Source organism: Kribbella sindirgiensis (assembly GCF_004331435.1).
In the GTDB taxonomy this organism is placed as follows: Bacteria; Actinomycetota; Actinomycetes; order Propionibacteriales; family Kribbellaceae; genus Kribbella; species Kribbella sindirgiensis.
This window is the reverse complement of the sequence record NZ_SJKA01000003.1, coordinates 274,298-294,609: the sequence shown is the minus strand read 5'-3', so window position 1 is coordinate 294,609 and position 20,312 is coordinate 274,298. Positions and strand designations below refer to the sequence as shown.

The window sequence follows — 20,312 nt, the reverse complement described above, 5'->3', positions numbered from 1 at the left end:
GACCGCCGTACGACTCAGGGAGACCCTGAGGCCTGGGGGAGTAGTCACTCCAGCCGACGGCCGTCCAGCTTCAGGCGGCGGACCGTGGTCTCCGGGAAGCGTCCGCGGTCGCGGGGCTCCGGGTACGGCGACACCGACACCGTCTGCCCTTCGATCGCGGCGATCTCGTCCGTGAGCCGCTTGCGCAGCTCAGCCGCGACCTCCTGGTGGTTGACGCTGTCGATCAGGTTGTCGAGCTCGTACGGGTCCGCGTCGAGGTCGTACAACGCCCGCTCGGTATAGGTCGCGGCCGCTGGTACGTCGCCGGCGTCCGGCGCGTGCACGTAGTACTTCCAGCGGCTGGTCCGCAATGCACGCCCGACCTCCGACTCACTGACCTGGATCAGCACGGCGTCGCGACGGGACTCCCGCAGCGGCACACCGTCCAGGTGGTCGGGCAGTTCGATCCCGGCCGCGTCCAGCAGAGTCGGTACGACGTCGACCGTGCTGACCGGTGTGGTGACCCGCGAGCCGCCGCGGTACCCGGGTCCTTCGACGACCAACGGCACGCGGACGGAGCCGTCGTGTGGTGAGCGCTTGTACTCGCTGTTCCGGGTCTTGAAGTGTGAGCCGTGGTCGGACGTGTAGAGCAGGAGCGTGTCGTCGGCGAGGTCAAGACTCACCAGAGCGTCCCTCAGGCGGCCGAGGCACTCGTCGACGCGCTTGATCTGGCCGTAGTACCCGGCCGCGTGCTGGTGCGCCGTACCGGGCAGTGTTGCCAGGTCCGGCGGCAGCCACGCACCGGTGTAGGTGTTCCGGTAGACCTCCGGTGCCGGGTAGTCGTCGTGCTCGTTCTGGTGGTGTGGCTCGATCAGCGAGAGGAAGAGCATGAACGGCCGGTCGTCGGCCGACGCACGCGTCACGTAGCGGATCGCCGCGTCGGTCAGCGCGTCCGGGCGGTAGCCGGGAAGGAAAACGGGTTCCCCGTTTCCGTCGGACACCACCGTCCGGTAGGCGTCGGAGGTGAATTCGAGCAGATTCGAGGCCAGCCAGTCCTCGTACCCGGCCTGCTCCTCGGTCGGCACCGGGTCCTGCGTGCCCAGGTGCCACTTGCCGATGTAGCCGGTTCGGTAACCCGCGGCACCGAACAGCCGGCCCAGCGTGGGCGCGTCGGTCGGCAGCGGAACGTTGTTCCGGAAAACGCCGGTGTTGGTCGGAAACATTCCGGTTTGCATTGCCGCCCGGGCCGGAGCGCAGACCGGGTTGGTGGTGCAGGCGGTCTCGAAGAAGGTCCCGCGACGGGCCATCAGGTCGAGGTTCGGGGTCAGTCCGAGCGGGCATCCGGCCGCGCCGACGGTGTCCCAGCGCTGCTGGTCGGTGAAGAAGACGATCACATTGGGGCGCATCGAAGGAAGTCTCATTTCAGTCCGGAGAGGGCGATGCCTGCCACCAGGAACCTCTGGGTGATCACGAAGAAGATCGCGGTCGGCACGAACAGGATCAGCGCACCGGCCGCCGTCAGGTTCCACTGCGTGAAGTACTCCTGGTTGAACAGGGTCAGACCGATCGGCAGCGTGCGCATCTCGGTGCGGCTGGTGGCGATCAGCGGCCAGAGGAACTCGTTCCACTGGAAGACGAACGTGAACAGGCCGAGCACCGCCAGGGCCGGCTTGCACTGCGGCAGGATCACCCGCAGGTAGATCCGGAACTCGCCGGCGCCGTCAACCCGGGCCGCCTCGATCAGCTCGTCCGGCAGCGGCCGGATGAACTGCCGCATCAGGAAGATGCCGTAGGCATCCATCAGGAACGGCACGATCAGGCCCTGGTAGCTGTCGATCCAGCCCAGGCTCGCGAAGATCGAGTAGATCGGCAGCATCCGGACGAAGAACGGCACCATCAGCGTCGACAGCACCGCGACGAACGCGATCCGCTTGCCGGGGAAGTCCAGCTTCGCGAACACGTACCCGACCAGCGGGTCGAAGATCAGGTGCGAGACGGTGATCGCGCCGGCCATCACGAAGCTGTTGACGAAGAACCGCCCGAACGGCGCCGCCTCGAACAAGCGGCTGAAGTTCTGCCACTGCAGGTGATCCGGCCAGAGCACCGGGTCGCCGGACTGCACCTCGCCGTCGCTCTGCAGCGCCAGCACGATCATGTACAGCAGCGGCAGCACCGTGACCAGGCCGAGGACGACGAGGACGACGTACGCCGCGACGCGGTCACCGGGGAACAGTCGTTCACGCATCGGCCCGGTCCCCGATCCGCAGCTGCACCAGGGACAGGATCAGGACGACGATCAGCAGCAGCAGCGACAGCGCCGACGCGTACCCGAAGTCGTTGTCGTTGAACGCGACGATGAACAGCCGGTGCGCGTACAGCGAGGTCGCGTTGCCGGGACCGCCGCCGGTGACGATGTACGGCAGCGCGAACTGCTGCAGCGTGCCGATCAGCCCGATGATCGAGACGAAGACCGTGGTCGGGGCGAGCAGCGGCAGCGTGATCGCGAAGAACCGGCGCCACGGCCCGGCGCCGTCGATCCGCGCGGCCTCGTAGTACAGGCCCGGGATGCCCTGCAGCCCGGCGAGGAACAGCACCATCGTGTAGCCGGCGCCGGACCAGACGGTGATGCCGACGATCGTCGCCAGCGGATGCGTGCTGAGCCAGGTCTGCCCGGGCAGGCCGACCGCCTCGAGCAGCCGGTTGAGGATGCCGACCTGCGGGTCCAGGATGTTCCGCCAGAGCAGGCCGATGATCGACACCGACGTCAGGTACGGGATCAGCAGCACCGAGCGGAACAGCGTACGGCCGCGCAGGGACTGGTTGAGGATGACGGCCAGCCCGAGGCCCACCGCCGTACCGACGACCAGCGTGCCGGCCGCGTAGGCGAGCGTGATCAGGAACGAGTGCAGGACCTCCGGGTCGCGGAAGGCCCGGCTGAAGTTGCTCAGGCCCGCGAAGACGCCGTCGGCGTCGTACAGGCCGGTCATCAGCTGGTTGCCGATCGGGAGGAAGAACAGCAGGACGAAGAACAGCACTGCCGGGGTGAGGAACAGCCAGGCGGTCAGCGCCTGCCGGCGACGGATCACAGCGCCGCCCCGGCCTGCTTGCGGAAGTCGTCCAGCGCGGGCCCGACCGGCGCGTGCTGGATGATCATCTGCTGGTAGGCCTTCTTCCACAGCTCGTTGACCTGCGCGGCCTTGCCGCTTGCGGAAAGCGCTACATCTTGTTTCGCCACCACGGCGAGGGCCTTGGCGATCGTCGCGAGGTTCGGGTCCGCGGCCACCGCGGGGTCGGCGGCCCAGCTCTTGCGCGGCATCGACATACCGGCTTCCTTGGTCGCAGCGAGCTCGGTCTTCACGGCGGCGAGCTTGGTGATCAGCTCCCAGGACAACTTCGGGTCCTTGGCCTTGGCCGGAATCATCAGGCCGGAGCCCGCCATCGCGGCGGACTGCACGGCGCCGGTCAGCGGTACGGCGAGACCGAGCTCGATGTCCGGACTGCCCTGCCGGATCGGGCCGATGTCCCACGGCCCGGAGACGAACATCGCGGCGCGCTTGGCGGAGAACAGCTTCTGCGGACCCGAGTAGTCGGTGGTCGCGACCGGAGCGGGGGAGACCTTGTGGGTGTAGATCAGGTCCTGCATCCACTGCAGGGTCTTGAGCGCGCCGTCGGCGGGCAGCATGAACTGCTTGGCGCCCGCGCCGCTGAAGTCGACCTTCTGCTGGTTGTAGTACGGCGCCGCGTAGCTCGGGTCCGAGTTCAGCGCGCAGCCGGACACCTTGTCCTTGGTGGTCGCCTTCGCCACCTCGAGGAACTCGTCCCAGGTCGACGGCGGCTGGTCGGAACCCGCCGCCGACAGCAGTTGCTTGTTGTAGAACAGCAGACCGTTGGCCGTCAGGTGCAGGGGGATCGAGTAGGTCTTGCCCTCGTACTGACGGGCGACGACGGCCTGGTCCAGGAAATCCCCCGGAAAACCGAATTCCTTGTCCGCCGCCGCGAACTCGTCCAGGGCCAGCACGTTGCCGGCCAGTCCGTACTGCGTTCCGGTGCCGGCGGAAACTTCTTCGACCAGGTCCGGAACGTTTCCGGAACGGAAGTCCGCGGTCAGTTTCGTGGTCAGGTCCGGCCACTGGAACTTCTGCCAGTTCATCTGCAGGTCGTGGTCCTTACCGAACTGGTCGATCACCTGCTTGTAGGCCTGGTACCCGTGACCGGCGTTCCAGTAGATCGTGAACGTCCGGCTGTCCTCCTTCTTCGAGGCGGGCTTGGCCGGTGCACAGCCCGCCCCGACCGCGCCGAGCACGGTGACGCCGAGGCCGAGCCGGAGGAACGAGCGGCGGTTGTACGAGGGCATGACAAACCTTTCGAATAGCAGGTACCGCGTGCACAGGGGGCGAGCTACGCGGACGCGCGGTGGTTCAGCACCCAGGGCATGGACAGCTCCCGGGCCGGCAGCGCGGGATCGTCGATCCGCGCGAACAGCGCCTCGACCATCTCGGTGAAGTCGAGTTGATGCATGCCGACGCTGGTCAGCGGCGGCTGGGAGTACGACGCCTCCCGGGTGTTGCCGGTACCGATCACGGCCAGGTCGTCCGGCACCTTGACGCCCCGGTCGACGGCGGCCTGCAGCGCCGCGAACCCGCCGCGGTCGGACTCCGAGACGATCGCGTCCGGAGGGTTCGGTGTGTCGAGCAGTTCGCGGACGACTCGTACGGCGTCCTCACGGGCGGCGGCGCCGATCCGCACGAGGCCGGGGTCGACCTCGCGGCCCGCCTGCCGAAGCGCGTCGACGTACCCCAGGTAGCGCTCCTCCTGGGCGCCCGTGTGGGAGAGGAACGCGATCCGGGTGCGGCCGGCCTCGATCAGGTAGGCGGTGGCCTCCGCGAGCGCCGTACGGGCGTTGTTCCGGACGACGTCGACACCCGGGAGTTCGAGGGTGTCGCTGAAGGCCATCAGGGCACGGGTGGACCGGCGAGCCGCGGTGAGGTCGAGCTCGTCGCTCAGACCGCCGACGAAGATCGCGCCGTCGACGTGACCGCGGGTGATGACCCGCAGCGACTGGGCGGCCCGGTCGAGGCGACGTACCGGGACCCCGATCACCGAGTACCCGTGGGCGGCGGCGATGTCCTCGGACTGCGCTGTCAGGTGGTCCAGCCAGGGTCCGACGGGTGGCGCGTAAACGATCGCAATCAACTCCGACCGCTGCCGCCGCAGACTCCGAGCGGCGGTATTTCCTTTGTAGCCGAGTCGCCGCGCGGCCTCCTCCACCCGCTTTCGCGTCGGCTCGGGAAGCGGGGTCGTCCGGTCCGCCCGCCCACTCAGCACGTACGAACACGTCGCCACGGAAACCCCCGCGGCATCAGCCACGTCCCGAAGCGTCGTACGCCCTTCCCTACTCATGGTGAAAGCATTAACCTGGTCCCAGATCCGGTCAACACCCCATAGTTGGTTAATTTGCTAGACATTAACCAACCTCAACGGACACGGTGTGGCGGGTGGTTGATGGCGCACTGGGTACTGAGCACCCCCAGCGGGGCCGCTGAACAGGTAATTGCCTGCTCACCGCCACCGCGGAGTGTTCACACCCACGGCTTGCGGGGCCGGTGTGGAGGTTTCTTGGGTGGGGTTGTCGGATTCTGGGTGGCTGGTTCGTGGACAGGGCAAAGGGACCGAACGAGGACTCAGACTCAAGGAGAACTGCGATGACCGAGCAGGCCAAGCGTGTGACCAGACCGTTTCGCTTCGGGGTTGTTGCTCCAGTAGGTGATGATCTGTCGGCGTGGCGGGATCGGGTGCGGCGGATTGCCGACCTCGGGTACTCGACGTTGCTGATGCCCGATGTGCCTACCTGGCAGCCGACACTCGCCCCCACCCTGGCGACCGCGGCCGCGATTGCTGATCTGCGGGTCGGCTCGTGGGTCTATGCCGCCGCGCTGCGCGAACCCATGAGCACGGCGTGGGAAGCGCACTCGCTCTCGGTCCTCACCGAAGGCCGCTTCGAGATGGGGATCGGCGCCGGCCGACCCGGTATCGAGGTCGAGCTGGGGCTGCCTGCCGTCTCCCTCGCCGAGCGGCGCTCCCGGATGCGCGAGACCGTCACCGCCCTCCGTGAGTTCGACGGCCCCGATCTGCACACGCCGGTGGTGATGGCGGTGAGCGGACCGAAGGCGCAGGAGCTGGCGCTCGAAGTCGCTGACGCGGTCACGTTCGTACTCCCCGCGGACGACGACCGCGCCGAAACCACGCAGCGGGTCCGCGACTTCGCCGGCCGCCGCGACCTCGAACTCGCCCAGCACGTGGCCGCCGTCGGTGACCGTGTCGCGCCGTTCATGGCGCCGCCCGACCTCGACACCGCAGCGCTCCGCGCGGCCGACTCGCTCGTCATCCTCCCGAGCGACCCTTCGGCGGCTGCCGAAGAGATCCAGCGCCGACGCGAAGAGATCGGCTTCTCGTACTTCGTCATCGGCGCCGACTTCGCCGAAGCGCTCGCCCCGGCCGTCGCCAAGCTGTCCGGACAGTAGGCGGCGTACGTCGTCGCAGGTCAACCCGGCGTACCGGCGTCCTTCGTGCCGGGGACAAGGAACAGCCGCCGCGAAACGAGGTTCGCGGCGGCTGTGGGGTGTTGGTGAGGGGTCAGCGGTCGCCCATGGGGACGTACTGGACGCCTCGGGCGCCGGTGTAGATCTGTTTCGGGCGGGCGATCTTCTGGTCGCCGTCGCCGAGCATCTCCAGCCACTGGGCCAGCCAGCCGGAGGTGCGGGGGATCGCGAACAGGACGGTGAACATGTCCGGTGGGAACTGCAGCGCCTCGTAGATCAGGCCGGAGTAGAAGTCGACGTTCGGGTAGAGCTTGCGGGAGACGAAGTACTCGTCCTCCAGCGCGATCTTCTCCAGTTCGACGGCGATCTTCAGCAGCGGGTTGATGCCGGTGACCTCGAAGACGTCGTCGGCGGCCTTCTTGATGATCTTGGCCCGCGGGTCGTAGTTCTTGTAGACCCGGTGGCCGAAGCCCATCAGCCGCTCTTCGCCGTTCTTCACGCCCTCGATGAACGACGGCACGTTGTCGATCGAGCCGATCCGGCGGAGCATCTTCAGCACCGCCTCGTTGGCGCCGCCGTGCAGCGGGCCGTAGAGCGCGCCGATCCCGCCGGCGACCGCGGTGTACGGGTCGACCTGGGTCGAGCCGATCGCGCGGACCGCGTTCGTGGACGCGTTCTGCTCGTGGTCGGCGTGCAGGATGAACAGGATCTCCAGCGCCCGCACCAGGCGGTCGTCGGCGGCGTACTTCGGCTCGCTCATCTTGAACAGCATCGACAGGAAGTTCGCCGTGTAGCTGAGCTCGTTGTCCGGGTACACGTACGGCTTGCCCTGGGCGTGCCGGAACGCGAACGCGCCGAGCGTCGGCATCTTCGCGATCAGCCGCCGGATCTGCAGCGCCCGGGACTCCTCGTCGAAGATGTTGCGCGACTCGGGGTAGAACGTGGACAGCGCGCCGACCGAGGCCAGCAGCATGCCCATCGGGTGCGCGTCGTACCGGAAGCCCTGCATGAAGGTCTTCAGGTTCTCGTGCACGAACGTGTGATACGTCACGTCGTGCGCCCAGGCCTCGTACTCCGCCTTGTTCGGCAGCTTGCCGTTGACCAGCAGGTAGGCCACCTCGAGGTAGTTCGACTGCTCGGCGAGCTGCTCGATCGGGTACCCGCGGTACTCCAGGATGCCCTTGTCGCCGTCGATGAAGGTGACGGAGGAACGGCAGGAGGCGGTGTTGACGAAGCCGGGGTCGTAGGTGGCCAGGCCACCGTCGCCGTCGGATGCGCTGATCTGCTTGAGGTCTGCGGCACGGATGGTGCCATCGGTGATGGCAAGGTCGAAGTCCTTGCCGGTCCGGTTGTCCCGGACGGTGAGCGACTGTTCGGTCACGATGCCCTCTTCGGAAGCTGGCGTCATCGCCTGGATGAATGAGGGTAGATCAGCCGGCGGGACGCGATTCGGACTGCAATCTTCACCGCTAAACTAGTGCGGTCCTCAGCTGCTTCCAAGCCGGGGTCCCCTCGGCGTGTGGGCTCGCTTTGACCCGAACGTGGCCACGCCGGTATTCTGGGCTGCTGTTGTGCGTTCCAGGTCCGGTACAGACACTGTCCTGTCGGCTGACCGCTCGCCGACGTCCAGTTTGTTCAATCTCTGAGAAACGAAGGTCAACGACCGTGCGCACGTACAGCCCGAAGCCTGCTGACGTCACTCGTGAGTGGCACGTGATCGACGCCACCGACGTCACGCTCGGTCGGCTCGCCGTCCAGATCGCCACCCTGCTGCGCGGCAAGCACAAGCCGACGTTCGCTCCGCACGTGGACGGCGGCGACTTCGTCGTTGTCGTCAACGCTTCCAAGGTGGCCCTGTCCGGCACCAAGCGGACCGACAAGCTGGCGTACCGTCACTCGGGTCACCCGGGTGGTCTGACGGCGACGCCGATCGGCGAGATCCTCGACAAGGACCCGCGCAAGGCCGTCGAGAAGGCCGTCTGGGGCATGCTCCCGAAGAACCGCCTGAGCCGGAAGCTGCTGACCAAGCTGAAGGTCTACGCCGGTCCGGAGCACCCGCACACGGCGCAGCAGCCGAAGCCGTTCGAGATCACCCAGATCGCCCAGTAAGCGATCGACGAACCAGGTAAACGAGGATTCACAGCGTGAGCGACATCACCACCGAGACCGAAGAGTTCGACACCGAGGTCCCCATCGACACCGAGGGCCCGGTCGCCTACACCTCCGAGACGAACCCGGCTCCGGAGCAGCGCGCCGAGACGGGTCGGGTCGCGGTCATCAACCCGGCCGGCGCCACCGGCCGTCGCAAGGAGGCCGTCGCTCGCGTGCGGATCGTCCCGGGCACCGGCAAGTGGAAGATCAACGGGAAGGACCTCGACGTCTACTTCCCGAACAAGGTCCACCAGCAGCACGTGAACGAGCCGTTCGTCGTCGCGGGCCTCGAGGGCTCGTACGACGTGATCGCCCGGATCAACGGCGGCGGGATCACCGGCCAGGCCGGTGCGCTGCAGCTGGGTGTGGCCCGCTGCCTGAACGACGCCGACCGTGAGGCCAACCGCAAGGGCCTGAAGTCGGCCGGTCTGCTCAGCCGCGACGCGCGGATCAAGGAGCGCAAGAAGGCCGGTCTCAAGAAGGCCCGTAAGGCGCCTCAGTACAGCAAGCGCTGATCACCTGATGGGGCGTTTGTTCGGCACGGACGGAGTCCGTGGCCTGGCGAACGTGGACCTGACCGCGGAGCTGGCGCTCGACCTCTCGGTCGCGGCAGCTCACGTACTCGGCGAGGCCGGTGCCTTCGAAGGGCACCGGCCACGCGCCGTTGTGGGCCGGGATCCGCGTGCCAGTGGTGAGTTCCTGGAAGCTGCCGTGGTGGCCGGTCTGGCCAGCGCCGGCGTCGACGTGGTCCGGCTCGGCGTACTGCCGACCCCGGCCGTAGCGCATCTGACCGGTTCGACCGGCGCCGATCTCGGCGTGATGCTGTCCGCGAGCCACAACCCGATGCCGGACAACGGCATCAAGTTCCTGGCCCGCGGCGGGATCAAGCTCGACGACGTCATCGAGGACGCCATCGAGGCCCGGATGAACGAGGAGTGGCAGCGCCCGACCGGCGCGTCCGTCGGCCGGGTGACCGACGACGGGCAGGGTTTCGAGACGTATGTCTCGCACCTGGTCCGCTCGGCGCCGAACCGGTTCGACGGTCTCAAGGTCGTGATCGACTGCGCGAACGGCGCCGCCTCGCAGACCGCGCCGGAGGCACTGCGCCGGCTCGGCGCCGAGGTGATCACGGTCGCCGCCGCCCCGGACGGGCTGAACATCAACCTGAACTGCGGATCCACGCATATCGAGGGTCTGCAGCGTGAGGTCGTCGGGCACCGCGCCGATGTCGGCATCGCGCTCGACGGCGACGCGGACCGCTGCCTGGCGGTGGACGCGAACGGCGAGCTCGTCGACGGCGACCAGATCCTCGCGATCCTGGCGCTGGCGATGCGGGACAGCGGCCGGTTGTCGAACGACACCGTGGTCGCGACCGTGATGAGCAACCTGGGCTTCGTGCAGGCGATGGTCCGGGAGCGGATCGCGGTCGAGCAGACCAAGGTCGGCGACCGGTACGTGCTCGAGGCGATGAAGGCCGGCGGCCACAAGCTCGGCGGTGAGCAGTCCGGGCACGTGATCCTGTCCGATCACGCGACCACCGGCGACGGCACGCTGACCGCGGTCATGCTGCTCTCCCGGGTCGCCCAGACGGGGAAGAGCCTGGCCGATCTGGCCGGTGCGATGACCCGCCTCCCGCAGGTCCTGGTCAACGTGAAGAACGTCGACAAGTCCCGCGCGGGTACCGACCCCGCGGTGCAGTCCGCGGTCACCGAGGCCACCACGCGCCTGGGTGACTCCGGCCGGGTCCTGCTCCGCCCGTCCGGCACCGAGCCGTTGGTCCGGGTCATGGTCGAAGCCGAGTCCTCGGACACGGCCGACGAGATCGCCCACGCCCTCGCGGACGTGGTCGCTTCCGCACTGAAGCTCTGACGACGTACAAGTACGCCGGCAGCCACCTGGCTGTCCGGCGTACTTGTCTTCAGGGCTGGCAGAGAGCGGCCCTTCGGCGCCGACCGAGCGCGACCGGAGCCCCCGCACACGAGGGGATATCCCTTCGTGTTGTGCCTTCTCCGTTGGTGTGCGAGGGGAGAACCCACAACACCAGGGGATATCCCCTCGTGTGGCGGAGGGTGGGTGTTCGCGGGGTGATCTGCAGCTCGACAGGTAGTGCACCGGTGGGACGCTGTACGCGCGGGCGCGTTAACGCTCTGGTGCACTACCCGGCCACCCGACACATCCTGTCGAGCTGCCGATCGCGCCAGGTCCGACGGTCCGCTTGTTGTTTACGGGCCGAGTTCGGTCAGGCGGCGTTCTGGGGCGGGGGCGGCTTCGGCGAGGAGCTGGGTGTACTCGTGCTGCGGGTTGAGGATCACGTCGTCGGCGGGGCCCTGTTCGACGACCTGGCCGTGGTACAGCACCATGATTTCGTCGCTGAAGTGGCGGGCGGTGGCGAGGTCGTGGGTGATGTAGAGGACGCCCAGGTTCTCCTCGCGCTGGAGGGTGGCGAGGAGGTTGAGGACGCCCAGGCGGATCGAGACGTCGAGCATCGAGACCGGTTCGTCGGCGACCAGGATCGCCGGTTCGGGCGCGAGGGCGCGGGCGATGGCGACACGCTGGCGCTGGCCGCCGGAGAGTTCGTGCGGTTTGCGGTGCACGAAGTCCTCGTCGAGGCGGACGCGGCGGAGCAGTTCCAGTACCCGCTCCTCAACCTGCGAACGGGTGAAGTCCGGGTGGTGGAGCTTCACCGGACGCTCCAGGTGATGGCTGATCGTGTGGTACGGGTTCAGCGACGCGAACGGGTCCTGGAACACCATCTGCACAGCCTTCCGGTACGCCGCCGCGCGCGCACCGTGGTACTGCATCGGTTCGCCGTCGACGAGGATCGCTCCGGACGTCGGCCGTTCGAGCTGCATCAGCAACTTGGCGATCGTCGACTTGCCCGACCCGGACTGGCCGACCAGCGCGATCGTCCGGCCCGGTGTCAGTTCGAAGCTCACCGTGTCGACGGCGCGCAGCCGCGTGGTCCGCAGACCGTTGCGCAGCCGGTACTCCTTCACGACGTCGCGCATTTCCAGGACGCTCATCAAGCCTCCACCGTCTGATCAGTCTCTTCGAGTGCGATCTCGCCGGTTCGTACGAAGCCGCCGCGCTCACCGGTCAGGCTGGGGAAGGACGACAGCAATCGCTTCGTGTACGGGTGTTTGGGCTTCGTGTAGAGCGTCAGCGCGTCGTCCAGTTCGACGATCAGCCCGGCCCGCATCACCGCGATCCGGTCGCTGATCTCGAGCAGCAGCGGCAGGTCGTGGGTGATGAAGACGACCGCGAACCCCAGCTCCGAGCGGAGCCGGGTGATCTCCCGGAGGATCTCCCGCTGCACGACCACGTCGAGCGCGGTGGTCGGCTCGTCCATGATCAGCACCTGCGGCTCGAGCGCCAGCGCCATCGCGATCATCACCCGCTGCCGCATGCCCCCGGACAGTTCGTGCGGGTAGGCGCGGAGCCGGTCCCGGTCGACGCCGACCCGTTCGAGCAGGTCGGCGCAGCGGGCCCGGCGATCCGCCTTGCTCAGCTCGGGACGATGCGTGATGAACACGTCTTCGAGCTGCTCGGAGATCCGTAGTACCGGATTGAGCGAGTTCATCGCGCCCTGGAAGACCATTGCGATCTTGTCCCAGCGGAACGCCCGCAGATCGTCGCCGGCCAGCGACGACAGGTCGATGTCGTACCCCTCGCGAGACGAGAAGACGACGCGCCCGCCGGTGATCGCCGCCGGCGGCTTGAGCAGACGGGTGATCGCGTACGCCAGCGTCGACTTCCCGCAGCCGCTCTCACCAGCCAGGCCGAGGATCTCGCCGCGTTCCAGGGTGAGAGAGACCTCGCGTACGGCGTGGACGGTCGTCTCGGCGCGGTAGTCGATGCTCAGGTTCTCGATACTCAGCACACTCATGCTTTCACGCTCCACTTGTTGCGCTCGGCACGCGTCTGTGAACGCAGCTTCGGGTTGATGATCTCGTCGATCGAGAAGTTGATCAGCGACAGCGCCGCGCCGAACAGCGCGATCGCGAGGCCGGGCGGCGCGAACCACCACCAGGCACCGAGCCGGAGCGCCAGCCCGTTCTGGGCGTAGAAGAGCATCGTGCCCCAGGTGAACGAGCCGGACGCGCCGAGCCCGAGGAACGACAGGCCCGCCTCGCCGAGGATCGCGAAGATGACCGCGAACACGACCTGCGACGCGAGCAGCGGGATCAGGTTCGGCAGGATCTCGACGAGCAGGATCCGCCAGCGCTTCTCGCCGCCGATCCGGGCCGCGAGGACGTAGTCGCGGCTGCGCACGCTGAGGGTGAAACCGCGCAGGACGCGCGCGGACCCGGCCCAGCTGGTGATCGCGAGGACCGCGGCCACCAGCCAGATCGACTTGTTCGGCACATAGCTGGAGATCACGATCACCAGCGGCAGACCGGGAATCACCAGCATGATGTTGGTGAACAGCGAGAACGCCTCGTCGGTCCAGCCGCCGACGAACGCGCCGACGATGCCGAAGAACGACGACAGCAGCAACGTGATCGCACCGACCACGACGCCGATGATCAGCGAACCGCGGGTGGCGTACGCGAGCTGGGCGAACACGTCCTGTCCGCTCTGCGTGGTGCCGAGCAGGAAACCGTTCCCCGGTCCGGTCAGGCCGACGTCGCGGACCGTCGACGGATCGCCGACGAGCAGCGGACCGAGTACGCCGAACAGGATGATCAGGCCGGCGATGCCCAGCCCGACGGCCAGCTTGACGGTCATCGGCGGCAGGGACCGGCGGCGGACCGGCGCCGATTCCTGCACGGCGGCGGCCCCTTCAGTGGTGATAGCCATAGAGCCCTTCCTCAGGACCGCGCACGGGTGCGGGGGTCGATGACGCCGTACAGGAGGTCGACGAGCAGGTTCGCGCCGAGGACCGCGAGCGTGATGATCAGGAAGACGCCCTGCATCAGCGCGTAGTCGTTGTTGCCGACAGCAAGCAGAAGCGCGGAGCCGATCCCCGGGTAGGAGAACACCGCCTCGGTGACGATCGAGCCGGCGACCACGAAACCCAGCGAGATCGCGAACCCGGAGATGGACGGCAGGACCGCGTTCCGGGCCACGTACCGGGACCGGATCCGGCGCGGTGTCAGGCCTTTCGCCTCGGCGGTCACGACGAAGTCCTCGGACATCGTCGAGACCATCATGTTCCGCATCCCGAGCATCCAGCCGCCGACCGACGAGATGACGATCGTCAACGCCGGCAGGGCTCCGTGGTACAGCACGGACTGCGCGAACGGAAGGCTCCAGCCCGGCGTCACGGAGTACACGTCGTACCCGCCGCTGAGCGGGAACACCGGCCAGGTGCTGCCGAGCAGGAAGAGCAGCAGCAGCGCGAGCCAGAAGTACGGCACCGACTGCAGCATCGTGGTGACCGGGATCAGGTTGTCGACCCAGGAACCGCGCCGCCAGCCGGCGGCGCGTCCCAGCAGGATTCCGATCGCGAACGAGATCACCGTCGCGAGACCGATCAGGCCCACGGTCCAGGGCAGCGTCTGGCCGATGACCTGGGACACCGGCGCCGGGAAGTACGCGATCGACGTACCGAGGTCGCCGGTGACCAGGTGGTGCAGGTAGGTCCAGTACTGACTCCACAGCGACGAGTGCGTGTCCGTGCCGAGCAGTGCCTCGATCGCGGTCCGGGTGGTCGGCGTGACCGGTCCCTTGGTCGCGAGCTTGGACAGCATCAGGTCGACCGGGTTCCCCGGCATCAGGCGGGGAACCAGGAAGTTCAGCGTCAGGGCCGCCCAGAGGGCGACCACGTAGAAGGCGAGTTTCCGCAGCAGGTAGCGCACAGCCGGCCCGGGCTCAGCTGGCGGGCTTGATCGTCTTGAGGACGATGCCTGCGTCCCAGGCCTTCCACGCGGCGGGCAGGACGTACAGGTTGTCCTTGGTCGGCCAGCCGGTCGCGCGCGAGGTGTTGAACTCGGTGAGCATCGAGTTCACGTAGACCGGGATGTAGGGCAGCTGGTCGGCGATGATCGACTGGATCTTCGCGTACTCCACCTTCTGCGCGGCCTGGTCCGTGGTACCGGCGGCCGTCTTGAGCGCGGCGTCGACCGCCGGGTTCGAGAACCGGGACTGGTTACCGGCCGACGCGGACTTGCCGACCGGTGCGGTGTTCGTCGTGGCGAGCTTGCTGTCGTAGGTGAAGTACGGGTTCGTGGACGCGCCGAGGCCGACGGAGTCGAGCGACAGCTGGAACTTGCCGTTGGTCTGGGCGGCGTTCCACTCGTTCCAGGACACCTGACTGGGCTTGAGCTCGATGCCGACCGCGGCCAGCTGCTGCTTGAGCGTGTCGTTGATCAGGATGTAGTCGCTCCACCCGGTGACGGTCTGGACGGTCAGCGACAGCCGCTTGCCGTCCTTCGCCCGTACGCCGTCACTGCCCTTCGTCCACCCGGCCGCATCGAGGAGCTTGCCCGCCTCTTCCGCGTTCGCGCTCTGCGGGAGTTTCGCCGTACCGGCGTCCGCGATCCAGCTGTCGTCGCGGCCCGGGAGCAGCATCGTCGGCGAGCCGACGCCCGCGACGCCACCGCCGGCCAGCTTCGCGAGCTGTTCGCGGTTCATCGCCAGGTAGATCGCCTTGCGGACGGCCGGGTCGGTCTGCGGCCCGGCGCACCCGAGGGCGGCGTTGGAGCAGGTCACGACGACGGTCGTCATCACGGGGGTGTTCACATAGGTCAGGTTCTTGCCGGACTTCATGATGTTGTCGATGCCGGGCAGGTACGCGCTGGCCCAGTCGACCTTGCCCGCGACCAGAGCGGCGCTGGCGGCGTCGGCGGACGTCACCGGCAGGTAGCGCACCTCCTTGATGGTGGGCTTGCCCGCCTCCCAGTACTGGTCGTTCTTCGTCAGCACGAAGCTCTGCGGCGTGTACGACTTCACCTTGAACGGGCCGGTGCCGACCGGGTTCTTGTTGAGGTCCGTCGTCGGGTCCTTGATGTCCTTCCAGATGTGCTCGGGCACGATCGCCTGGTTGGCGAGCACGGCCGGCTCCTGCATGAAGGACTTCGACTTGAAGGTCAGTACGGCGGTGTCGTCCGACGTGGCCTTCGCGGTCGCGGCGAGACCGGACGGGTTCAGCGCCGGGGTCTTCGCGACCAGGTTGAACGTGAAAGCGACATCCTTGGCGGTGAACGGCTGGCCGTCGTTCCACTTCACGTCGTGCCGGGTCTTGATGGTCAGCTCGGTGCCGGCGGCGTTCCACGAGAAGCCCGAGGCGAGGACCGGCGTCGGGTCGGACTGCTTCGCGAAGTTGTACCAGTACAGCGGCTCGTAGATGACGCCCAGCGTCGGCTGCAGCGCGGTGCTGCTGAACGGGTTGAAGTTCTCGGTGGTGATGTCACCGGCCGCGACGGTGATCGAGGCGTCCTTGGCGGCGGGCTGGTTGCCGGCCGCGGCGCCTTCGCAGGCGGCGAGCAGGAGTGCGGTGGCGGTCGCGGCGGCGACGGCGCCCACCAGGCGCCGCGCCCTCGCTCGGTTCATCGGGTTCTGGGGCATCGATTGGATCCTCTCGGCACGACCGGCGCGAACGCGGTCCTCGAAACGCGTCACCCGGCAGCCGCCAGGGAAGCTGGCCGTAACTTAGTTCGCCTAATAAACAAGGCGCAAGAGCTAGCCCAGTAACGGTTCGACTGCGAAGGGTGCCAAGTCAGGCAGAGATCGCGCGCTCGGAGCGGAGCATCATCAGGGCCGCGCCGATGGCGGCGGCGTCGTGTCCGCGCTCGTCGAGCACCACTTCGGTGTTCACGGCGCGCCCGAACGAGGAGCTCAGGATCCGCTCCTGGATGACCGGCAGGTAGATCGTCCCGGCGACGGCGAACGCCGGCCCGGTCAGCACCAGCAGCTGGACGTCGTACATGTTGGTGATCGTCTGCGCGCCGAGCGCGAGCCAGGACGCGGAGTCCCGCAGGATCGCCTCGGCCCGGGAGTCCCCGGTCAGCGCCAGCCGGGCGATGGCGGCGAACGCCGCGACCCCGGTACGGCGTGGCGATCCGAGGTCGAGCCCCGCCGCGCGGGCCTTGGCGACGACCGTGGCGGGACCGGCGATCGCCTCCAGGCAGCCGGTGCTCCCGCACCAGCACTGCGGCCCGCCGATCTGGACGCAGATGTGCCCGACCTCGCCGGCGTTGCCGTGGGCGCCCTGGTAGACGTTGCCGTTCAGCCGCAGGCCGGATCCGATGCCCTCGCTCATGAACAGCGCGGCCATCACCGAGACGTCGTGGCTGGTGGTGAGCCGGGTGCCCGCGGCGGCCGCGGTCGCGTCGTTCTCCAGCAGTGCGGGCAGGCCGAGCCGTTCCTCCAGCCGGCGATGGATCGGGAACCCGACCCAGCGCGTCATCGACGGCGGCGCGGACGTGACGCCGCGGTTGCGGATCAGCGGCCCGGGACACACGAAGCCGAGCCCGAGGACGAGCGACGCATCGATACCCGAACGCTCGATCAGCTCGGTGGTCTCGGCCGCGATCCGCTCCACGACCTGCTCCGGATCGCTGTCGTCGCCCGGCCCGGCGCGCCGCCAGCGGGCCACGACGGCGCCGGCGTAGTCGACCAGCACGTACGTCAGGCTGTCGGCGCTCAGATGTACGCCGACGACGTACCGCGCTGCCGCCCTGATCCGCAGCATCGTGCGAGGCTTGCCACCGGTGGACGAGCCGCGACCGGCCTCGTCGACCAGGCCGTCGTCGATCAGCCGCCGGACCAGCGTGGTGACCGAAGGGGCGGTGAGGCCGGTGATCTGGGTGAGTTCCACCCGGCTGACCGTGCCCGCGGAGCGGATGCTGTCCACAATGAGGGCACGGCTGTTCGTCGGTGCCGGGTCGTAACCCGGTGATCGCGACGTGTCGCTGACCCGCTGCATCGGGACATCCGCTCTCTGCTGAGTTTGTTAGGTCTGTGAATATAGTGGCTTCGGTGGCCTTGGAGGGGAGTCTATGCAGGACGTGACGCGGGAGCGGATCGCCGGGCTGGTGCTGGCGCGTCCCGGGCGGTTGCTCGGGATGGAGCCGTTCATGGCCGACGTCGTGCAGGGGATCGAGGAGGTCTTCGTCGGGCGGCGGGTGAGTCTGCTGATCGAGTTCGCGGCCGATATCGCCGACGAGATCGCGATCTGGCAGCGCTGGGTGGCCAACGACCACGTCGACGGCATCGTCATGGTCGACCTCCGGGCGCAGGACGCGCGGCTTGCCGAGCTCGAGCGGCTGGGAGTGCCGGCGGTCCTGCTCGGCGGGCCGGAACTCGAGGTGCCGATCACCAACGTGCTCGTCGACAACGCCGAGGGCGCCCGGGCGGCCGTTCGCGCGCTCGCGGATCTCGGGCATCGCGACATCGCGCGGGTCAGCGGGCCGCGGGACATGCTGCACTGCCAAGCCCGCGACGACGCGTTCATGGAGACGTGCGCCGAGCGGGACGTACAGGGGCGGGTCATCGAAGGCGACTACTCCGAGGACGCCGGCCGGGAGGCGACCCGGCAGCTGCTGACCGGCAGCCAGGTCCCGACGGCCGTTGTGTATGACAACGACCTGATGGCGATCGGCGGCCTCGCCGCGGCCAAGGACCTGGGCGTTCGGATCCCCGAGCAGTTGTCCGTGATCGCCTGGGACGACACGGCGGTCGCCCGGTTGGCGCATCCGCCGTTGAGCGTCGTGACGGTCGACGTCCACGGCCTCGGCACGATCGTCGGCGAAGCGATCCTCACCGTCATGCACGGCGGCGGCGTCACGACGTACCAGGTGCCGAAGCCTACGATCCGCCTCGACCGGTCGACCGCGGAGCCGGGGACATGAGGCCGGATTCCCACGCCCACACAGCGATCTCGGTCCGGTTGCGGGCGGCGATCTTGCGCTGAACCGCGGCCAGATGCGACTTGACGGTGGACAGCGAGATCGTCAGCTCCGCGCTGATCTCGGCGTTGGTGCGGCCCCGGGCGACGGCCTTGACGGCGGCCAGTTCGCGGTCGGTCAGCGCAGGTTCGGGGCGGCGCGGACGGCGGCCGGCGGTACTGAAATGGGCCAGCAGCCGGGTTGTGATCGACGGCGACACGAGCGCATCGCCGTTGGCCGCGGCATGCACCGCCTCCACCAGCAGCCTCGGCCCGGCGTCCTTCAGCAGGAATCCACGGGCGCCCGAGCGGAGTGCCTCGTGGACGAGTTCGTCGAGGTCGAACGTCGTCACGACGAGCACCCGCAGCGGGTCGGCGACCTCGGGACCGGCCAGCAGCCGGGTCGCGGCCAGGCCGTCCATCAGCGGCATCCGGATGTCCATCAGCGTGACGTCGGGACGCAGCTCCCGGGCCAGCTCCACCGCACGCCGCCCGTCCTCGGCCTCTCCGGCGACCTCGATATCGGGCTCCCGTTCGAGGATCAGCCGGAATCCCGTACGGACCATGGCCTGGTCGTCGGCGAGCAGGACTCGCACCGTCATGGTGTTGTTCTCCCTTCCGGTCCGATGCCACCGGGGAGGGGCAGTTCGGCCAGGACCCGCCATTCGTGCTCGCCGTGTTCCCCGACGGTCAGCCTTCCGTCCAGCGCGTCGATCCGCTCGCCCATTCCGATCAGTCCGTAGCCGTCCGCGTTGCGGTGGCGGCTTCGACCCTGCCGAGCCCCGTCGTTGCGCACCTCGACCCGCAGGTACCGCCGGCCGGTGTCGGCGGACGGCTCCACCGTGACCGTGATCTGGCGCGCGTCCGGCGCGTGCTTGCGTACGTTGGTCAAGGATTCGAGCAGGACGCGGTGCACCGTCGACACCGTCTCCGGAGCCACCTCGACGTCCGCGAGCTGGGACGCCAACCGCAAGGTGACGGCCTCGTCCCCGTCGACGCTGGCCTCGATGGTCTCCACCAGAGTCCCGGCGGTGAGCGGCAGTTGCTGCTCCGGACTGCGCAGCACCATCACCAGCCGTCGTACGGCGCCGAGCGCATCGGCTCCGGCCCGCTCGATCTCTTGGAGCAACTCCCGCTCCGTGCCGTCGGCGAGTACCACCTGTGCCGCCTGCGTGCGCACCACAACCCCTGTGATGTGGTGCGCCACCAGGTCGTGCAGCTCTTGGGCGAGCGCGATCCGTTCCCGGTTCCGGGCGGCCAGTTGCGCGGCCTCGCGGCGGGCTTCGCCATCGCGCAGGATCAGACCGACTGCGACACCGCTGCCCCACAACAAGGCCCAGAAGACCGCGACGGTGAGGCTGACCGAGTCTCCGCCGTACCGCAGCACGGGCGCGAGGACGGCGGCCACCCCGCCGAACACCGCGATCGCACCGGCTGCGCGCGGCCCCAGCCGGTGGCAGCTCGCGCCGACCAGCAGAATCAGGGCGAGTGTCTCCGCATCACCGGCGAGCTCCCCGCCCGGCTTCGTGAGGAAACCGGCGAGGCTGCACAGCAGGGACAGTGCGATCGCGGCCGTCGCGAGCTGTGCGAGCTGTGCGAGCCGTCCGGGCAAGCGTCGTCGGAGCAGCGCGAGCGCTCCGATCGCCACACCCGCGCAGGAGTACAGGACCTCGCCCGCCGGCGGCGATCCGTCCAGGACGAGACGTCGTACGACGTGCTCGGTGTTCAGGCCGACCAGGACGAGGACCTCGGTGACGAACAGGCCGCGGCGCACCAGTCTGTTGGTGGTGAGGATCACCGAGTCATCGTCCTTT

General features: G+C 68.3%; 19 protein-coding genes. 5 read left to right on the top strand and 14 right to left on the bottom strand.

Annotated elements, in window-relative coordinates; genetic code table 11:
• Positions 1-44 precede the first annotated feature (44 nt).
• Genes E0H50_RS09815 through E0H50_RS09795 form a run of 5 tightly spaced genes read right to left on the bottom strand, consistent with a single transcriptional unit; the run spans position 45 to position 5,379 of the window.
• A complete protein-coding gene (locus tag E0H50_RS09815; RefSeq protein ID WP_131286317.1) occupies positions 45-1,385 on the bottom strand; it encodes a sulfatase-like hydrolase/transferase in 1,341 nt (446 codons plus the stop codon).
• Positions 1,386-1,396: 11 nt separating this feature from the next.
• Positions 1,397-2,224, bottom strand: a complete 828-nt coding sequence (locus tag E0H50_RS09810; protein ID WP_131286316.1) for a carbohydrate ABC transporter permease — start codon at positions 2,222-2,224, stop codon at positions 1,397-1,399.
• A complete protein-coding gene (locus E0H50_RS09805) occupies positions 2,217-3,065 on the bottom strand; it encodes a carbohydrate ABC transporter permease (protein ID WP_238150871.1) in 849 nt (282 codons plus the stop codon). The genes E0H50_RS09810 and E0H50_RS09805 overlap by 8 nt, the downstream gene beginning before the upstream one ends.
• Positions 3,062-4,333, bottom strand: a complete 1,272-nt coding sequence (locus E0H50_RS09800; RefSeq protein WP_131286315.1) for an extracellular solute-binding protein — start codon at positions 4,331-4,333, stop codon at positions 3,062-3,064. The genes E0H50_RS09805 and E0H50_RS09800 overlap by 4 nt, the downstream gene beginning before the upstream one ends.
• A 44-nt stretch (positions 4,334-4,377) precedes the next feature.
• A complete protein-coding gene (locus E0H50_RS09795) occupies positions 4,378-5,379 on the bottom strand; it encodes a LacI family DNA-binding transcriptional regulator (protein ID WP_131286314.1) in 1,002 nt (333 codons plus the stop codon).
• 302 nt (positions 5,380-5,681) lie between these two features.
• Here E0H50_RS09795 and E0H50_RS09790 point away from each other — a divergent pair, with 302 nt between their 5' ends.
• A complete protein-coding gene (locus E0H50_RS09790; protein WP_131286313.1) occupies positions 5,682-6,500 on the top strand; it encodes an LLM class flavin-dependent oxidoreductase in 819 nt (272 codons plus the stop codon).
• Positions 6,501-6,612: 112 nt separating this feature from the next.
• Here the strand turns inward: E0H50_RS09790 and E0H50_RS09785 are convergent, their stop codons facing one another.
• Positions 6,613-7,926, bottom strand: a complete 1,314-nt coding sequence (locus E0H50_RS09785; protein ID WP_131286312.1) for a citrate synthase — start codon at positions 7,924-7,926, stop codon at positions 6,613-6,615.
• A 257-nt stretch (positions 7,927-8,183) separates the two neighbouring features.
• Between E0H50_RS09785 and rplM the strand changes: the two genes are divergently transcribed.
• The 3 genes from rplM to glmM are packed head-to-tail and all read left to right on the top strand — an operon-like array spanning position 8,184 to position 10,538.
• The gene (gene rplM, locus E0H50_RS09780) at positions 8,184-8,627 is read left to right on the top strand and encodes a 50S ribosomal protein L13 (RefSeq protein ID WP_131286311.1); all 444 of its coding nucleotides are present in this window, start codon (positions 8,184-8,186) and stop codon (positions 8,625-8,627) included.
• Between the two features lie 35 nt (positions 8,628-8,662).
• Positions 8,663-9,184, top strand: coding sequence for a 30S ribosomal protein S9 (rpsI, locus tag E0H50_RS09775; protein WP_131286310.1), 522 nt, complete (start codon positions 8,663-8,665; stop codon positions 9,182-9,184).
• Between the two features lie 7 nt (positions 9,185-9,191).
• Positions 9,192-10,538, top strand: a complete 1,347-nt coding sequence (glmM, locus tag E0H50_RS09770; protein ID WP_131286309.1) for a phosphoglucosamine mutase — start codon at positions 9,192-9,194, stop codon at positions 10,536-10,538.
• 353 nt (positions 10,539-10,891) lie between these two features.
• Here the strand turns inward: glmM and E0H50_RS09765 are convergent, their stop codons facing one another.
• The 6 genes from E0H50_RS09765 to E0H50_RS09740 form a co-directional block, all read right to left on the bottom strand.
• Positions 10,892-11,692, bottom strand: a complete 801-nt coding sequence (locus tag E0H50_RS09765; protein ID WP_131286308.1) for an ABC transporter ATP-binding protein — start codon at positions 11,690-11,692, stop codon at positions 10,892-10,894.
• Positions 11,692-12,555 carry an ABC transporter ATP-binding protein gene (locus tag E0H50_RS09760; protein WP_131286307.1) on the bottom strand — a complete coding sequence of 288 codons (864 nt, stop codon included), beginning with the start codon at positions 12,553-12,555 and terminating at the stop codon, positions 11,692-11,694. Before E0H50_RS09760 ends, E0H50_RS09765 begins: the two co-directional genes overlap by 1 nt.
• On the bottom strand, positions 12,552-13,469 hold the full coding sequence (locus E0H50_RS09755; RefSeq protein ID WP_131286306.1) for an ABC transporter permease: 918 nt from the start codon (positions 13,467-13,469) through the stop codon (positions 12,552-12,554). The genes E0H50_RS09760 and E0H50_RS09755 overlap by 4 nt, the downstream gene beginning before the upstream one ends.
• 11 nt (positions 13,470-13,480) lie before the next feature.
• Complete coding sequence (locus tag E0H50_RS09750) at positions 13,481-14,470, bottom strand: ABC transporter permease (protein WP_131286305.1); 990 nt, start codon at positions 14,468-14,470, stop codon at positions 13,481-13,483.
• Between the two features lie 13 nt (positions 14,471-14,483).
• A complete protein-coding gene (locus tag E0H50_RS09745; protein ID WP_238150870.1) occupies positions 14,484-16,178 on the bottom strand; it encodes an ABC transporter substrate-binding protein in 1,695 nt (564 codons plus the stop codon).
• A gap of 151 nt (positions 16,179-16,329) precedes the next feature.
• Positions 16,330-17,538, bottom strand: coding sequence for an ROK family transcriptional regulator (locus E0H50_RS09740; protein WP_131286304.1), 1,209 nt, complete (start codon positions 17,536-17,538; stop codon positions 16,330-16,332).
• A gap of 73 nt (positions 17,539-17,611) precedes the next feature.
• Here E0H50_RS09740 and E0H50_RS09735 point away from each other — a divergent pair, with 73 nt between their 5' ends.
• Positions 17,612-18,463: a LacI family DNA-binding transcriptional regulator gene (locus E0H50_RS09735; protein ID WP_131286303.1), complete on the top strand. Its 852-nt coding sequence runs from the start codon at positions 17,612-17,614 to the stop codon at positions 18,461-18,463.
• Here E0H50_RS09735 and E0H50_RS09730 read toward each other — a convergent pair.
• The gene (locus E0H50_RS09730) at positions 18,420-19,100 is read right to left on the bottom strand and encodes a response regulator (protein WP_131286302.1); all 681 of its coding nucleotides are present in this window, start codon (positions 19,098-19,100) and stop codon (positions 18,420-18,422) included. The two genes, E0H50_RS09735 and E0H50_RS09730, sit on opposite strands and share 44 nt — an antisense overlap.
• Positions 19,097-20,296: a sensor histidine kinase gene (locus tag E0H50_RS09725; protein WP_131286301.1), complete on the bottom strand. Its 1,200-nt coding sequence runs from the start codon at positions 20,294-20,296 to the stop codon at positions 19,097-19,099. The genes E0H50_RS09730 and E0H50_RS09725 overlap by 4 nt, the downstream gene beginning before the upstream one ends.
• Between the last annotated feature and the right edge of the window lie 16 nt (positions 20,297-20,312).

Excerpts from the sequence above, each read along its gene's own strand:
- E0H50_RS09815 (WP_131286317.1), bottom strand. The coding sequence starts at position 1,385 with ATGCGCCCCAATGTGATCGTCTTCTTCACCGACCAGCAGCGCTGGGAC.
- E0H50_RS09810 (WP_131286316.1), bottom strand. The coding sequence starts at position 2,224 with ATGCGTGAACGACTGTTCCCCGGTGACCGCGTCGCGGCGTACGTCGTC.
- E0H50_RS09800 (WP_131286315.1), bottom strand. The coding sequence starts at position 4,333 with ATGCCCTCGTACAACCGCCGCTCGTTCCTCCGGCTCGGCCTCGGCGTC.
- E0H50_RS09795 (WP_131286314.1), bottom strand. The coding sequence starts at position 5,379 with ATGAGTAGGGAAGGGCGTACGACGCTTCGGGACGTGGCTGATGCCGCG.
- E0H50_RS09790 (WP_131286313.1), top strand. The coding sequence starts at position 5,682 with ATGACCGAGCAGGCCAAGCGTGTGACCAGACCGTTTCGCTTCGGGGTT.
- E0H50_RS09785 (WP_131286312.1), bottom strand. The coding sequence starts at position 7,926 with ATGACGCCAGCTTCCGAAGAGGGCATCGTGACCGAACAGTCGCTCACC.
- glmM (WP_131286309.1), top strand. The coding sequence starts at position 9,192 with ATGGGGCGTTTGTTCGGCACGGACGGAGTCCGTGGCCTGGCGAACGTG.
- E0H50_RS09765 (WP_131286308.1), bottom strand. The coding sequence starts at position 11,692 with ATGAGCGTCCTGGAAATGCGCGACGTCGTGAAGGAGTACCGGCTGCGC.
- E0H50_RS09760 (WP_131286307.1), bottom strand. The coding sequence starts at position 12,555 with ATGAGTGTGCTGAGTATCGAGAACCTGAGCATCGACTACCGCGCCGAG.
- E0H50_RS09755 (WP_131286306.1), bottom strand. The coding sequence starts at position 13,469 with ATGGCTATCACCACTGAAGGGGCCGCCGCCGTGCAGGAATCGGCGCCG.
- E0H50_RS09745 (WP_238150870.1), bottom strand. The coding sequence starts at position 16,178 with ATGCCCCAGAACCCGATGAACCGAGCGAGGGCGCGGCGCCTGGTGGGC.
- E0H50_RS09740 (WP_131286304.1), bottom strand. The coding sequence starts at position 17,538 with ATGCAGCGGGTCAGCGACACGTCGCGATCACCGGGTTACGACCCGGCA.
- E0H50_RS09735 (WP_131286303.1), top strand. The coding sequence starts at position 17,612 with ATGCAGGACGTGACGCGGGAGCGGATCGCCGGGCTGGTGCTGGCGCGT.
- E0H50_RS09730 (WP_131286302.1), bottom strand. The coding sequence starts at position 19,100 with ATGACGGTGCGAGTCCTGCTCGCCGACGACCAGGCCATGGTCCGTACG.